Genomic DNA, 15,141 nt, shown 5'->3' on the forward strand with positions numbered 1-15,141 from the left:
GGTTGGATTGCAGCAGCAGCCCAGAAGTTGTGGTCCCCCCGGTCTTCGGACGGTCGGAGATCGCCTATGCTTGGGGCTGCTTCGAGGGGCCCATGAGGCCCAGCGAGGCTATTGAGTCTGCTGTGAGGAGGGTTGGGAGTTATGCACTGCCCCTTCTGCAGGCACCCCGACAGCCGTGTCGTCGACAGCCGTACGACCGACGACGGCACGTCGATCCGCAGGCGCCGCCAGTGTCCTGACTGCTCCCGTCGTTTCACGACCGTGGAGACGTGCTCGCTGATGGTGATCAAGCGGTCCGGAGTCACCGAGCCGTTCAGCCGTACCAAGGTCATCAACGGTGTCCGCAAGGCATGCCAGGGACGACCTGTCACCGAGGACGCGCTCGCCCAGCTCGGCCAGCGGGTCGAAGAGGCTGTGCGGGCCACCGGAAGCGCCGAGCTGACCACCCACGACGTGGGGCTGGCCATACTCGGCCCGTTGCAGGAACTCGACCTCGTCGCCTTTCTGCGATTCGCCTCCGTCTACCGGGCGTTCGACTCGCTCGAGGACTTCGAGGCCGCGATCGCGGAACTGAGGGAGGCGACGGGGAGCCCCGTCGCGGACGACGACGACCGCGAAGACGACGCAGGCGCAGTCACGGGGGGCCGGGAAGACGAGCGCGGGTCCGGAGGGGCTGCACAAGTCCCCGTGCCCGCCAACGCCGCCGACTGAGGGCGGGCCGGTTCCGGTCCTCGGACTACGGAGCCGGCCTTGAGGCGGCGACAGAAGACCTGCTGCGGGTGGCGATCAGAGGGTGCCCGCAGCACCAGACAGAACACCGTGCCACGGGGAACATCGGGGCACTTCAGGGCGTTTTAGCCCGTACAGGGAGGCGGCATGACAGAGACGGCGAGCGGTCCGGCACGGAGTTCCCGCGCCAAGGGCACCAAGGCGACCAAGGGACTGCGTATCGAGCGCATCCACACCACCCCCGGCGTGCACCCGTACGACGAGGTGGCCTGGGAGCGCCGTGACGTCGTCATGACCAACTGGCGCGACGGCTCGGTCAACTTCGAGCAGCGCGGCGTCGAGTTCCCCGACTTCTGGTCGGTGAACGCGGTCAACATCGTCACCAGCAAGTACTTCCGTGGTGCCGTCGGCACCCCGCAGCGCGAGGTGAGCCTGAAGCAGCTCATCGACCGCATCGTGAAGACGTACCGGAAGGCCGGCGAGGACTACAAGTACTTCGCCTCGCCCGCCGACGCGGAGATCTTCGAGCACGAACTGGCGTACGCCCTCCTGCACCAGATCTTCAGCTTCAACAGCCCCGTCTGGTTCAACGTCGGTACCCCGCAGCCCCAGCAGGTCTCGGCCTGCTTCATCCTGTCCGTCGACGACTCCATGGAGTCGATCCTCGACTGGTACAAGGAAGAGGGCATGATCTTCAAGGGCGGCTCCGGCGCCGGCCTGAACCTCTCCCGCATCCGCTCCTCCAAGGAGCTGCTGTCCTCGGGCGGCAACGCCTCCGGTCCCGTCTCCTTCATGCGTGGTGCCGACGCCTCCGCAGGAACGATCAAGTCGGGTGGTGCCACCCGCCGCGCCGCCAAGATGGTCATCCTCGACGTCGACCACCCCGACATCGAGGACTTCATCGAGACCAAGGTGAAGGAAGAGGAGAAGATCCGCGCCCTGCGCGACGCGGGCTTCGACATGGACCTGGGCGGCGACGACATCACGTCCGTCCAGTACCAGAACGCCAACAACTCGGTCCGTGTGAACGACGAGTTCATGAAGGCGGTCGAGCAGGGCGGCAAGTTCGGCCTCCGCGCGCGGATGACCGGCGAGGTCATCGAAGAGGTCGACGCCAAGGCCCTGTTCCGCAAGATGGCCGAGGCCGCCTGGGCCTGCGCCGACCCGGGCATCCAGTACGACGACACCATCAACCACTGGCACACCTGTCCGGAGTCCGGCCGTATCAACGGCTCGAACCCCTGCAGCGAGTACATGCACCTGGACAACACGTCCTGCAACCTCGCCTCGCTGAACCTGATGAAGTTCCTGAAGGACGACGGCAAGGGCCACCAGTCCTTCGACGTCGAGCGCTTCGCGAAGGTCGTCGAGCTCGTCATCACCGCGATGGACATCTCCATCTGCTTCGCCGACTTCCCGACCCAGAAGATCGGTGAGAACACGCGCGCGTTCCGCCAGCTCGGCATCGGCTACGCCAACCTCGGCGCCCTGCTGATGGCGACGGGGCACGCGTACGACTCGGACGGCGGCCGGGCCCTCGCCGGCGCCATCACCTCCCTGATGACCGGCACGTCGTACCGCCGTTCCGCCGAACTCGCCGCGGTCGTCGGCCCGTACGACGGCTACGCCCGCAACGCGCAGCCGCACCTGCGCGTCATGAAGCAGCACGCCGACGCCAACGCCGAGGCCGTTCGCATGGACGACCTGGACACGCCGGTCTGGGCCGCCGCCACGGAGGCCTGGCAGGACGTGCTGCGTCTCGGTGAGAAGAACGGTTTCCGTAACTCCCAGGCGTCCGTCATCGCCCCGACCGGCACCATCGGTCTGGCGATGTCCTGCGACACCACCGGCCTCGAGCCCGACCTCGCGCTGGTCAAGTTCAAGAAGCTGGTCGGCGGCGGCTCGATGCAGATCGTCAACGGCACCGTCCCGCAGGCCCTGCGCCGCCTGGGCTACCAGGAGGAGCAGATCGAGGCGATCGTCGCCCACATCGCCGAGCACGGCAATGTGATCGACGCTCCGGGCCTCAAGCACGAGCACTACGAGGTGTTCGACTGCGCCATGGGCGAGCGGGCCATCTCCCCGATGGGCCACGTCCGGATGATGGCCGCGATCCAGCCGTGGATCTCCGGCGCCCTGTCCAAGACGGTCAACATGCCGGAGTCGGCGACCGTCAAGGAGGTCGAGGAGATCTACTTCGAGGCCTGGAAGATGGGCGTCAAGGCGCTCGCCATCTACCGCGACAACTGCAAGGTCGGTCAGCCGCTCTCCGCGAAGACCAAGGAGAAGGAGAAGGCCGAGATCACGGAGAAGGCCGAGGCCACCATCCGTGAGACGGTCGAGAAGGTCGTCGAGTACCGCCCGGTCCGCAAGCGCCTCCCCAAGGGCCGTCCCGGCATCACCACGTCCTTCACGGTCGGCGGCGCCGAGGGCTACATGACCGCCAACTCCTACCCGGACGACGGTCTTGGCGAGGTCTTCCTGAAGATGTCCAAGCAGGGCTCGACTCTCGCGGGCATGATGGACGCCTTCTCCATCGCCGTCTCGGTCGGCCTGCAGTACGGCGTTCCGCTGGAGACGTACGTCTCGAAGTTCACCAACATGCGCTTCGAGCCGGCCGGCATGACGGACGACCCGGACGTGCGGATGGCGCAGTCGATCGTCGACTACATCTTCCGTCGCCTGGCGCTGGACTTCCTGCCCTTCGAGACGCGTTCCGCGCTCGGCATCCACTCCGCCGAGGAGCGTCAGCGTCACCTGGAGACCGGTTCGTACGAGCCGTCCGAGGACGAGGTCGACGTCGAGGGCCTGGCCCAGTCGGCGCCGCGCGCCCAGGAGCTGAAGGCCGTCGCCACCCCGAAGGCCGAGGCATCAGCGGCCAAGCCCGCCCCGCAGCAGGCCCACACCAGCGCCGAGCTCGTGGAGATGCAGCTGGGCATCCAGGCCGACGCCCCGCTGTGCTTCTCCTGCGGTACGAAGATGCAGCGGGCCGGTTCCTGCTACATCTGCGAGGGCTGCGGTTCGACCAGCGGTTGCAGCTGACGCCGGGCAGGGGCCTGGCCCCGATCGTCGGGTAGCTCTTGAGGAGCCCTGACGGAAGGTCCCTCGGGAGGGGCGCCGATCACGTGTCGGCGCCCCTTTTCGCTGTGTCCACGCGCGCGTAGCACCTGCGTTGGTCCACGCGCGCGTGGGGCGCGCCCTGTTCTGTTCCACGCCCGCGGCAGTGTCTTTCAGGGCTGGCGAGCCCTGCCCATGGTCGCCGTGAACGTCGCCGGGTCGTCCTCGAAACCGTGGACGCCGGGGCGGAAGTCCCACGTGCCCGACTCCTGGCGTACGAACTCCGCGACCGTCGCCGCCGTCGAACCCAGGACGCCACCGAAGTCGTCCTCGGCCAGGACGGTGTAGTCCTCGCGTATGCGCAGGGCCGGCTTGATGACGCTGACGAACGTGCGCTTCGCGGGGCGTTGCTGAATTACGACTCCGACCATCACGCGCGCGTACCGGCTGTCGAGCCGGTCCAGTTCCACGGTCAGGACCTCGTCCCAGCCGAAGCCCTTGCCGTCCTTGCTGTCCCGGTTGAGATAGATGGTGCCGTCGGGGGAGCGGCTGTCGAAGTGCACCACGTAGGCGGGGTCGCCGTGCGGGTCGCTCGCCAGGTAGGTCGCGGCGACTATGTCCAGGTCGGTGGGAGGCTGCCCGGCCGGACTCGGGTCCCACTTGACTGAGATCTCGGCCTTCCGGATCCCCTTGTTGATGGCGCTCATCAGGCTTCCCCTTCCCCGTTCGCGTATGCCGTCAGCCTGAACTGCCCGGCAGAAAAGGCCGGTTGTCCATCCTGCCACGCACGCCGGATCGTGCGCCGGGGAGCTCTCCGGTCGAGCGTGACCGACGCCACGCTCCGTGGCCTTACCATGGCGCGGTGCTGGTCAAGTGGATTCGCTGCACCGTGGTGGACCGCCGCGGGTTCGAGCGGGGGCAGCGAAAATGGGCGGGGCTTCTGGGGGAGCCGGGGTTTCGGGGGCAGGGTGGTGGGTGGAGTCGAGGGCGGCAGGGGGTGGTGCACATCTTCTCGTTCTGGGAGAGCCGTTCCTTCTACGACTCCTTCATGGCCCGCTCCCACGACAGGCTGGCGGCGGCCCAGTCGGGCACCTACAAGGACATGCAGGTCAAACTCTTCGACTACCGCTTCGATGTGAAGACCGGCTTCGAGCCGCGTTTCACCGACGCGGACCTCGTCAGGGTGGCCCATTGCCGTGTCCATGAGGACCGCGCCGAGCACTTCACCCTCATGCAGGAGAAGGTCTGGAACCCCGCGATGGCCGGTTCGCCCGGCATGATCCGCGGGCTGTTCGGCGAGGCGCCGGGCCATGAGTTCCTCGTACTGTCGATGTGGCGGTCGGCAGCGGAGCATGGCAAGTACCGCACGGAGCGCGTGGAGCGACTGGCGCTGAGAGCCCAGACCGAGGCGGACGTCGCGGCCCTAACAGGTGACATCGTGGAGCTCGAACCGACCTGGACCGTTTGAAATCCGAACCTGTTAAACGTGCGGTCCGGTGTGACCTGTGGTGCAGGAAGTGTGTGACCTACGCCGTATGGGGCCCCTAGGAGTCCTCGATCGACCGTCACTCGATCTAGGGTTTTGGCATGGCACGACCACGGCGCATCGTCCTTGTCCGGCACGGCGAGTCAACGGGCAATGTTGATGACACCGTGTACGAGCGTGAGCCCGACCATGCGCTGGCGCTGACCGAGCGGGGCTGGCGGCAGGCCGAGGAGACGGGCAAACGGCTGCGTGAGGTGTTCGGCCGTGAGCGTGTCAGCGTCTACGTCTCCCCTTACCGACGTACGCACGAGACCCTGCGCGCCTTCCACCTGGACCCCGAGCTCATACGGGTGCGCGAGGAGCCCCGGCTGCGTGAGCAGGACTGGGGGAACTGGCAGGACCGCGACGACGTACGACTCCAGAAGGCCTACCGGGACGCCTACGGGCACTTCTTCTACCGCTTCGCCCAGGGCGAGTCCGGCGCCGACGTGTACGACCGGGTCGGCAACTTCCTGGAGAGCCTGTACCGCAGTTTCGAGGCCCCTGACCACCCGCCGAACGTGCTGCTCGTGACCCACGGCCTGGCCATGCGGCTGTTCTGCATGCGCTGGTTCCACTGGACAGTCGCGGAGTTCGAATCGCTGTCGAATCCGGGGAACGCGGAGATGCGGATGCTCGTTCTCGGGGACGACGGCAAGTACACGCTTGACCGGCCTTTCGAACGCTGGCGGGATCCGGAACCGTACGGGATCACCGGATAGAGTGGCAGGGCGATGACCGCTGATTCCTCTTCCGAAGGGCGCCTGGACCGCGCCCTCGCCAGCCTGCGCGGACTCGCGGTGGGGGACGCGCTGGGCTCTCAGTTCTTCGTGCCGGTGAACTATCCGCTGCTGAAGCATCGAGAGCTGCCGCCCGGCCCCTGGCAGTGGACCGACGACACCGAGATGGCCTGCTCCGTGGTTGCCGTCCTGGCCGTCCATCACCGCATCGACCAGGACGCTCTGGCCCGCTCCTTCGCCGAGCACCACGATTTCGACCGGGGCTACGGCCCTGCGGTCAACCGGCTGCTGCGCCTGGTCCGGGAGGGCGGGGACTGGCGCGAGCTCGCGGCCGCGCTCTTCAACGGACAGGGGTCCTGGGGCAACGGCGCCGCGATGCGCATCGCCCCTCTCGGCGCCTGGTACGCGGACGACCCGGAGCAGGCGACCCACCAGGCCGAGATCTCGGCCTATCCCACACATCAGCACCGCGAGGCCGTCGTCGGCGCCATGGCCGTCGCCGCGGCCGCCGCGCTGGCCGCCGCTCCCGGCGGTCCCCCCAGCCCTGAATCGCTTCTCGACGACGTCATCGCTCTCGTTCCGAAGAGCGCGGTCGGTGCGGGCCTGCGGCGCGCCCGGGACATGCTCGACTACGGCGACGCGGCCACAGTCGCGGCGGTCCTGGGCTGCGGGCGGCGTACGACGGCTCACGACACCGTGCCCTTCGCGCTGTGGTCGGCGGCGCGGGCTCTCGGTGACTACGAGCGGGCCTTCTGGACGACTGCGCAGGTAGGCGGTGACGTGGACACCACGTGCGCCATCGTGGGCGGGGTGATCGGCTCCGGGAAGGCAGGATCGGTGCCGGCCGAGTGGGTGGAGCGGACCGAGGCACTGCCTGAATGGGTGCCCACGTCGGCGTAGAGCAGCGCCCCTGACCTGCTGACCGAGCTGCCGGATCCTCGTCCGGGGCCGGATCGTCGATAACTTTCTGTGCCTGTCGGGAACTCTGTGTGACCGCTGGTCCGTTGTCGGGGCAGTTGGCGTGCGGCCGCTGGGGCCGCACCCGCAGTGACACTCGAGGGGCGCAGGGGGTGCAGCCATGGGGCTCATGTCAGTGCTGTTCGCGCTGTTCGTCGTGGCGGCTGCCGCGTCGGGCGGGTTTCGGCTTTTCTGCGCCACCGGCGCCTGTGCGACGTCGGTCGCCGTGAGGGTGGTGCGGATGGCCGGCTCGTCGTCCTCGCCGTCTGTCCCCCGGACGCGATCCGGCCATCCGCGGCCCTTCGCGGGCCCGGCCGGGTCAGCCGGCCATCGGGCCCGCGGTGCCGGCGAGGGCTTCCAGGTCGCTCTTGCGGACCCGGATCACGAACCATGCGGTGGCCAGGGCGAGTACGGCCATCGCGGCGGCCGCCACGAACCCCGTCGCGATGCCCTGCGTGAGCACTTCATCGCCCCACGAGCCGGGAAGCTGATGCGTCTTGGCGAACTCCGCCTTCTGCTCGGCCGATCCCTCCGTCATGAACTTCGGGAGCTGCTTCTCCGCCTCGTCCCTGCTGGCTGTGCCGAACACCGTCGTCAGGATGGACAGGCCGAGCGAACCGCCCACCTGCTGCGTCACGTTGAGAAGACCGGACGCGGCACCGGCCTCGTGCTGGGCGACACCGGAGACCGCGGTGATGGTCAAGGTCACGAAGTTCAGACCCATGCCGAAGCCGAACAGGAGCATCGGCCCGAGGACTCCACCGACATAGGAGCTGTCGGCGGTGATGAGGGTTTGCCAGGCAAGCCCGATCGCCACGAGCGCCGAGCCGACGAGCATGAACGGCTTCGGGCCGAGCACCGGCAGGAAACGCTGCGACAGGCCCGCGCCGACTGCGATCACGACCGTCACCGGCAGGAAGGCGAGACCGGCCTCGATCGGGCTGTACTGCAGTACGTTCTGCACGAACAGCACGATGTAGAAGAACATGCCGAACATCGCCGCGGCCAGGCTGAGCATGATCACATACGTGCCCGAGCGGTTGCGGTCGGCGAACATCCTGAGCGGGGTGATGGGCTCCTTGGCCCGCGACTCGATGAACGCGAAGGCCAGCAACAGGACCACCGCGGCGGCGAAGGACCCGATGGTCAGGCTGTCCCGCCAGCCCTCGTCCGCCGCGCGGATGAAACCGTAGACCAGGGACGCCATGCCCGCGGTCGAGGTCAGTGCGCCCGCTATGTCGAAGCGGCCGGTGTGTCGTTCGGACTCGCTGATGTACAGCGGCGTGAGCAGGGCGATCACGATGCCTATCGGCACGTTGACGAAGAGCACCCACCGCCAGTCGAGCCACTCGGTGAGCATGCCGCCCGCGAGCAGGCCGATGGCGCCACCGCCTGCGGAGACCGCGGCGAAGACGCCGAACGCCCGGTTGCGTTCGGGGCCTTCGGGAAACGTGGTGGTGATGAGCGCCAGAGATGTGGGCGACGCGATCGCGCCACCCACGCCCTGGAGCACGCGTGCGGCCAGCAACTGCCAGGGTTCCTGGGCGAGTCCGCCGAGCAGCGAGGCAAGAGTGAACAGCAGGATGCCGGTCATGAAGACCCGGCGGCGGCCCAGGATGTCACCGGCGCGGCCGCCGAGAAGCAGCAGGCCGCCGAAGGTGAGCGTGTAGGCACTGACGACCCACGTGAGGTCGGTGGTGCTGAACTTGAGCGCGTCTTGAATGTGCGGGAGTGCGATGTTCACAATCGTCGCGTCGAGTACCACCATGAGTTGGCAGGCCGCGATGACGGTGAGCGCGATGCCGGGATGCCCCTCCCGGCGGGCCGCACCTGGTTTCTGATCCTTGATCAACTGAGAGGTTGTCACTATGGGTCCCCCACAAATGCCTTAGTGAACGCTCGCGTTCACTGTCGCGTCAACCGTAGTGAGTCCTCAGTAGTGAACGCAAGCGTTCACTGAAGTCGTCATCGCGCGGCGTTTCCCCCGTAGTTGCCGCGTGATGCTCCCCTCTCCCCGCAATTCCGCTTCCCTTGTTCGTTGGAGACGCTCAGATGGTTACCTCGCGCTGGACGGCCGCCCCCGCTCAGACGGCCTCCCTCCGCCGGCGCGGCGCCGTGCTCGAACGCGCGATCCTCGATGCCGCGCTGGAACAACTCAGTACGGTCGGCTGGAACGGCCTCACCATGGAGGGCGTCGCCGCCGGTGCCCAGACCGGCAAGGCCGCCGTCTATCGGCGCTGGCCGTCCAAGGAGGATCTCGTCGCTGATGCGCTGCGGGCCGGGCTGCCGCGTTTCGAGTCGGCTCCCGACCTGGGGAGCGTGCGCGAGGATCTGCTCGAGCTGTGCCGGCAGGCGCGGGAGGCGATGTTCTCGCGCCCCGGTTTCGCGCTCCGCTCGGTGATTCACGAATGCGACAGCCTCCAGGCGGAACGCTTCCATGGCGTGATCTTCGAAGGAGTCGTGGAGCCCACCAGCAGGTTGCTCCGTGACGTCATCACCCGCGGAATCGAGCGAGGGGAGGTGCGGGCCGACGCGGCGAACAGCTATGTCTTCGATGCCATTCCGGCGATGATGATGTACCGGTCGAAGATGTGCGCCAGCGAATGGAGTGATCGGGACATCGAGGAGATGATCGACCAGCTGATGGTTCCTCTGCTCCGCCCGACGGGGCTCTGAGCGATCGCTTGGCCGGCCTGGAGGCAGCTTCGGCGAACCAGGGTGTCGAAGCCGGTTCCGGGCGGCGTACGCTAAGGGCGCCATGCCGTACGAACCGCCTACTCACACCGTCGAGCGCTCCCTTCGAGCCACGACCGGAGCGAAGATCATTGCCGGTGTCGACGAGGTGGGGCGCGGTGCCTGGGCAGGGCCCGTCACCGTCTGCGCGGCGATCACCGGACTGCGCCGGCCTCCGCAAGGCCTCACCGACTCCAAGCTGCTCACCGTCAAGCGGCGTACCGCACTCGACGAGGAGTTGCGGAAGTGGGTGACGTCGTACGCCCTCGGGCACGCCTCTCCGGAGGAGATCGACGACCTGGGGATGACGGCCTCGTTGCGGCTCGCGGCGATGCGCGCCCTGGACGCCCTGCCGGTCCGGCCCGACGCGGTGATCCTCGACGGGAAGCACGACTATCTCGGGGCTCCCTGGAGGGTCCGTACGGTGATCAAGGGCGACCAGTCGTGCGTGGCGGTCGCGGCGGCCTCGGTGATCGCCAAGGTTCAGCGCGACAAAATGATGGCCGAACTGGGTATCGACCATGCAGACTTCGGTTTTGCGGACAACGCCGGGTATCCGTCGCCCGTGCACAAGGCCGCACTGGCGGAGCGGGGACCCACCCCGCACCACCGGTTGTCGTGGGCGTATCTTGATGCGCTGCCCCAGTGGCGGCATCTCAAGAAGGTCCGCACCTGGGTGGAAGGAAGCGTTCCGGAGATCGAGGGGCAGCTCGGCTTCGATTTCTGACGATTCCGCTCGCACTTGTGTGCCACCCGCCCGCGCGAGTCGCACCAGCGTTTGATAAACATCAGCTCATGCCTCTCATTCCCGAGGAGCCTCAGATTCACGAGAGTGCCCAGGGTCCCCGCGCCACTCCGGCCAGCGGCCGTACCGCGCCGACCCCCCGCCCCGTACCCGGTCCCCGCCCCGCGGGGGCCTCGCGTCCCGGTCGGCCCGGGCCCCCGCGGCCCGCGCCGCCGGTGCAACGTACGCCGCGTGACGTCTCCGTGGCCAAGCCCGGACCGTCGGGCCCGGCTGCCCCTGCCGCCCCCGTCCAGGCCGCGGCGACCCCGCAGATCCAGCTGATCCCGGCCTCGCCCGAGGGCGCGCTCGACGCTGCCGAAGAGGCCGTCGACCTGCTCCTGGAGTCGGGCCGTGCCCCCGGCGACGTGCTGGTGATCACCACGGGCGAACAGCACCCGTGGGCCGCTCACGAGCTGTCCTTCGGGGAAGCCTCCTACTGGGCGCAGCACGACGCGGGCGACGACGTCTTCTACGCCGATGCCTCCGCCGCGGGCCGTGCCGCGTCGCGTCCTGTGGTCGTGGTCGCCGTCAACGGCGGTCCCGACACCGCTGCCGCCACCGCGCTGCCTCTGGCCCTCGGCCGGGCGAGTGCCCTGCTGATCGTCTGCGGTGACCCGCAGCGGATCAACTCGGTGCTGGGCGCCGGCGTCTGAGCCGGTTGCGGCTCGGTCCGGGGGACACTCCGCGGGACAACCGGGGGTAGGGCATGCTGTGGCGTCGCCTGCGAGGCGGGGCTCTTGGCGTGCCCGGACGTGGGGGACGTGTGCGGAGCTCGCCGTGCGCGGGCCCCGTCGGCCCACGACGCGACTGCATGCCGTACGGATGGCTCGGCGCGGGCGTTCAGGCGCGCGTCGGCCTTGGGCGTCGTACGTCGGGCCGTCGCTGGACGACGTATCGCATGCGCGGCACGGCGTGATCCTGCCGTCCGCCGAGACCCTCCGTCCGCCGAGACCTTCCGTCGGTGTCCTCAGCGCGCCGCCGCGCGCCGGAGGACTTCCGAGGCCGCGCCGCCGGTGCGGGGCGCCGGGACCGGTGTCTCGGACGTGGCGAAGGGCTCCGGTGCCGAGTCGGCGTTGGGGCGGCGGCCGCCGCGACCCTCGCCGAGGACCTGCCAGCCGTCACGGGTCAGCGTGATGTACGCGCCGCAGCGCAGGCCATGCAGGGTGCAGGCGTCACGCAGGCCCCACATCCAGGCGCCGTCCTCCTCCGTCCAACGGGCGTCGCCGTCGCGGCAGTAGAGCAGCACCGCCGTGCGCACCGGGGTGCGGCGGCGCAGGTCGTGCGGGATGACGCGGCGCAACTGGGCGAGCAGGGCGTTGCGGAACATCCAGCCGTCGGCCGGGGCCGGGCGGCGGGTGAACGAGGCACTCGCCCGCAGCCGCTCGTCCGGGTCGAGTACGGCCACGATCGCGGTGGCCGGCCCGGGGCGGTGCCGTGAGTGCAGACCGCTGACGACCTCCCGCGGGTTGCGCAGCAACGGGATTCCCGCGGCGGCCCACTCCGCGGGTTCGAGCATGCGGGCCAGGGGGTTGGCGGATGCGGCGGACAGGTCGGCTGACGTCGACATGGATGCCGCGGAGGACGGAGCGAATCCGAAGGTCACGGTCCTCCCTTCGGCTACGCGCCCACACTGCGGGCGGGGTCGGATTCGGGGGAGCGCGCACCGCAGCAGAGCCCTACCGGATCACGGACGAGCCGTGCGGGGAGCGGACCTCAATTCTTCCTGGCGAACCGGGTTGCGGCAACGAGCAATTGGGGTCGCCGCCCGATATCTGATGGTCTGTGGGTTATATCCCTACCCGTTGGTCACCGTGCGATGCCAGGGCAACCCGGCACAAGCAGGTCGTACGCCGTTGACCTGTGAGGATCCGGGGCGCGTCGCGTGGGCTGGTACGCGTGCGGCGCGGACGTTGCGGTCAGGTGCCTCGTGCGGCGCGCGGCGAGGCCGGTGCACCGGGCGCAATCAACCTTGCACATCCGGGACCGACGGCGCCACCCCCTGTGCACAGGGTGAAGTGGCCGATTGTCAGTGGCGTCGGGTTGCATGGGGTCATGGACGTTCTGGAGCTGCGCGCTGAAGCCGATGCCATCCTCGCTGAGCTCGTCGGTGCCCCCGGGGGAGCGGCGCGCCTGCGGGAGGATCAGTGGCAGGCGGTGGCGGCTCTGGTGGAGGAGCGTCGGCGGGCCCTGGTGGTGCAGCGCACCGGCTGGGGAAAGTCGGCGGTGTACTTCGTGGCCACCGCGCTGCTGCGCCGGCGTGGCTCCGGCCCCACGGTGATCGTCTCGCCGCTGCTGGCGCTGATGCGCAACCAGGTCGAGGCGGCGGAGCGGGCGGGCATCCGGGCGCGCACGATCAACTCGGCCAATCCGGAGGAATGGGAGCTCATTTACGGGGAGGTCGAGCGCGGCGAGACCGATGTTCTCCTCGTCAGTCCCGAACGTCTCAATTCCGTGGACTTCCGCGAGCAGGTGCTGCCCAAGCTCGCGGCCACGACCGGTCTGCTGGTGGTCGACGAGGCGCACTGCATCTCCGACTGGGGCCATGACTTCCGCCCGGACTACCGGCGGCTGCGGGCGATGCTCGCCGGGCTGCCCGGCGGTGTACCGGTCCTGGCCACCACCGCGACCGCCAACGCGCGGGTCACCGCGGACGTGGCCGATCAGCTGGGCACCGGTGGCGGCGAGGCCCTGGTGCTGCGCGGCCCGCTGGACAGGGAGAGCCTGCGGCTGGGTGTCGTCCAGCTGCCGGATGCCGCGCATCGCCTGGCCTGGCTCGCCGAGCACCTGGACGACCTGCCGGGCTCGGGGATCATCTACACGCTCACAGTGGCCGCGGCCGAGGAAGCCACTGCCTTCCTGCGGCAGCGCGGCTTCCCGGTGGCCTCCTACACGGGGCGCACCGAGAACGCCGACCGGCTGCAGGCCGAGTCCGACCTGCAGGAGAACCGCGTCAAGGCACTGGTCGCGACCTCGGCGCTGGGCATGGGCTTCGACAAGCCGGACCTGGGCTTCGTGGTCCACCTGGGCTCGCCGTCCTCGCCGATCGCCTACTACCAGCAGGTGGGGCGCGCCGGGCGAGGCGTGGAGCACGCCGATGTGCTGCTGCTGCCGGGCAAGGAGGACGAGGCCATCTGGCGCTACTTCGCCGATACGGCCTTCCCGCCCGAGGCGCAGGTACGCCAGACCCTGTCGGCCCTGGCCGGCGCGGGACGGCCGCTGTCCGCCCCGGCCCTGGAGGCCGTGGTCGACCTCCGGCGCACCCGGCTGGAGACGATGCTCAAGGTGCTCGACGTGGACGGAGCCGTCAAACGGGTGAAGGGCGGCTGGATCTCCACGGGAGAGCAGTGGGTCTACGACGCCGAGCGGTACGCCTGGGTCGCTCGGCAGCGGGCGGCCGAGCAGCAGGCCATGCGTGACTACGTAAGTACGTCCCAGTGCCGGATGGAGTTCCTGCGCCGGCAGCTGGACGACGACGGGGCCGCCCCGTGCGGCCGTTGCGACAACTGCGTGGGCGCCTGGGTCGATTCCGGTGTTTCGACGGAGGCGTTGACCGGGGCGGCGAAGGAACTGGACCGCCCGGGGGTGGAGATCGAGCCACGCCGCATGTGGCCGACGGGAATGCCCGCTCTGGGCATCGACCTCAAGGGACGTATCCCGGTCAAGGAGCAGTGCTCCACCGGCCGGGCCCTGGGGCGGCTCTCGGACATCGGCTGGGGCAACCGGCTGCGGCCGCTGCTGGCCGAGAACGCGCCCGACGGTCCGGTCCCCGACGACGTCCTGCGGGCCGCGGTGGCGGTCCTCGCCGACTGGGCGCGCTCTCCGGGCGGCTGGGCGCCCGAGGTCCCGGACGCCTCCGCACGACCGGTGGGCGTCGTGGCCGTACCGTCCGTGACCCGTCCGCAGTTGGTCGGTTCCCTCGCTCAGGGAATCGCGTCCGTCGGCCGCCTCCCCTTTCTGGGCACCCTGACGTACACCGGCCCGAGCGGAGCGCACGCGGCACGTCGCAGCAACTCCGCCCAACGCCTCAGAGCGCTGTCCGGCGCCTTCACCGTCTCCGGGGAACTCGCCGACGCCCTGGCACGCTCTGCCGGCCCCGTCCTGCTCGTGGACGACTACACCGAAACCGGCTGGACCCTCGCGGTCGCCGCCCGCCTGCTGCGGCAGGCCGGCACCGAGAAGGTGCTTCCGCTGGTCCTCGCCGCGGCGGGCTGAGCTTCCAGGCCGGGGTGAGCATTTCTGCGGATCGGCGCGGTGCTGGTTCTCGGCGCCGTCCTCGCGCGGCTCGACACCACGATCGTCAACGTCGGTGTGGGCTCCATGGCCGACGGGCTGGACGCGTCGCTGACCGCCATCCAGTGGGTCAGCACGGCTACCTGCTGGCCGTCGCCCTCGTGGCGCCGCTGTCCGGCCGGCTCGTGGACCGGTTCGGCGGCAGGCGGGCCTGGCTGCTGTCGGTGGCCCTGTTCGTCGTGGCCTCCGCGCTGTGCGGGGCGGCGTGGTCGCCCGGCTCCCTGATCGCCTTCCGCGTGTTGCAGGGAGTGGGGGAGGGCTCATGCAACCCATCGCGCAGGCCGTCATCGCCCGGATCGCCGGACCGCAGCGCATCGGCGGGCTGA

Annotated in this window: 13 protein-coding genes; 10 read left to right on the top strand and 3 right to left on the bottom strand. The window is 69.3% G+C overall.

Annotated features, from left to right (window positions below):
• Positions 1–141: 141 nt before the first annotated feature.
• Positions 142–711, top strand: a complete 570-nt coding sequence (nrdR, locus tag ACZ7L6_RS27200) for a transcriptional regulator NrdR (RefSeq protein WP_471928241.1) — start codon at positions 142–144, stop codon at positions 709–711.
• 165 nt (positions 712–876) lie between these two features.
• A complete protein-coding gene (locus tag ACZ7L6_RS27205) occupies positions 877–3,771 on the top strand; it encodes a vitamin B12-dependent ribonucleotide reductase (RefSeq protein ID WP_471928243.1) in 2,895 nt (964 codons plus the stop codon).
• A gap of 188 nt (positions 3,772–3,959) precedes the next feature.
• On the opposite strand, the gene ACZ7L6_RS27210 is transcribed toward ACZ7L6_RS27205, so the two are convergent.
• Positions 3,960–4,493 carry a TerD family protein gene (locus ACZ7L6_RS27210; protein WP_471928245.1) on the bottom strand — a complete coding sequence of 178 codons (534 nt, stop codon included), beginning with the start codon at positions 4,491–4,493 and terminating at the stop codon, positions 3,960–3,962.
• 155 nt (positions 4,494–4,648) lie between these two features.
• On the opposite strand from ACZ7L6_RS27210, the gene ACZ7L6_RS27215 reads away from it, so the two are divergent.
• The 3 genes from ACZ7L6_RS27215 (at position 4,649) to ACZ7L6_RS27225 (ending at position 6,951) form a co-directional block, all read left to right on the top strand.
• Entirely contained in the window at positions 4,649–5,254 is a 606-nt protein-coding gene (locus ACZ7L6_RS27215) for a YdbC family protein (RefSeq protein WP_433049054.1), read from the top strand.
• A 119-nt stretch (positions 5,255–5,373) separates the two neighbouring features.
• Positions 5,374–6,033, top strand: a complete 660-nt coding sequence (locus ACZ7L6_RS27220; protein WP_471928247.1) for a histidine phosphatase family protein — start codon at positions 5,374–5,376, stop codon at positions 6,031–6,033.
• Between the two features lie 12 nt (positions 6,034–6,045).
• Complete coding sequence (locus ACZ7L6_RS27225; protein ID WP_471928249.1) at positions 6,046–6,951, top strand: ADP-ribosylglycohydrolase family protein; 906 nt, start codon at positions 6,046–6,048, stop codon at positions 6,949–6,951.
• A gap of 376 nt (positions 6,952–7,327) precedes the next feature.
• On the opposite strand, the gene ACZ7L6_RS27230 is transcribed toward ACZ7L6_RS27225, so the two are convergent.
• Positions 7,328–8,875, bottom strand: a complete 1,548-nt coding sequence (locus ACZ7L6_RS27230; RefSeq protein ID WP_471928251.1) for an MFS transporter — start codon at positions 8,873–8,875, stop codon at positions 7,328–7,330.
• Positions 8,876–9,060: 185 nt separating this feature from the next.
• Between ACZ7L6_RS27230 and ACZ7L6_RS27235 the strand changes: the two genes are divergently transcribed.
• The 3 genes from ACZ7L6_RS27235 to ACZ7L6_RS27245 all read left to right on the top strand — a co-directional run bounded on the left by ACZ7L6_RS27235 (position 9,061) and on the right by ACZ7L6_RS27245 (position 11,178).
• Positions 9,061–9,684, top strand: coding sequence for a TetR/AcrR family transcriptional regulator (locus ACZ7L6_RS27235; protein WP_471928253.1), 624 nt, complete (start codon positions 9,061–9,063; stop codon positions 9,682–9,684).
• Positions 9,685–9,766: 82 nt separating this feature from the next.
• The gene (locus ACZ7L6_RS27240) at positions 9,767–10,468 is read left to right on the top strand and encodes a ribonuclease HII (protein ID WP_471928255.1); all 702 of its coding nucleotides are present in this window, start codon (positions 9,767–9,769) and stop codon (positions 10,466–10,468) included.
• A gap of 68 nt (positions 10,469–10,536) precedes the next feature.
• Positions 10,537–11,178: a hypothetical protein gene (locus ACZ7L6_RS27245; RefSeq protein ID WP_471928257.1), complete on the top strand. Its 642-nt coding sequence runs from the start codon at positions 10,537–10,539 to the stop codon at positions 11,176–11,178.
• A gap of 314 nt (positions 11,179–11,492) precedes the next feature.
• Here ACZ7L6_RS27245 and ACZ7L6_RS27250 read toward each other — a convergent pair whose 3' ends face one another.
• Complete coding sequence (locus ACZ7L6_RS27250; protein ID WP_471928259.1) at positions 11,493–12,128, bottom strand: hypothetical protein; 636 nt, start codon at positions 12,126–12,128, stop codon at positions 11,493–11,495.
• Positions 12,129–12,577: 449 nt separating this feature from the next.
• Here ACZ7L6_RS27250 and ACZ7L6_RS27255 point away from each other — a divergent pair, with 449 nt between their 5' ends.
• Together ACZ7L6_RS27255 and ACZ7L6_RS27260 are read left to right on the top strand one after the other, a co-directional pair.
• Complete coding sequence (locus tag ACZ7L6_RS27255; protein WP_471928261.1) at positions 12,578–14,737, top strand: RecQ family ATP-dependent DNA helicase; 2,160 nt, start codon at positions 12,578–12,580, stop codon at positions 14,735–14,737.
• A gap of 143 nt (positions 14,738–14,880) precedes the next feature.
• Positions 14,881–15,141: an MFS transporter gene (locus ACZ7L6_RS27260; protein ID WP_471928263.1), complete on the top strand. Its 261-nt coding sequence runs from the start codon at positions 14,881–14,883 to the stop codon at positions 15,139–15,141.

The organism is Streptomyces sp. NPDC107522, assembly GCF_055657525.1.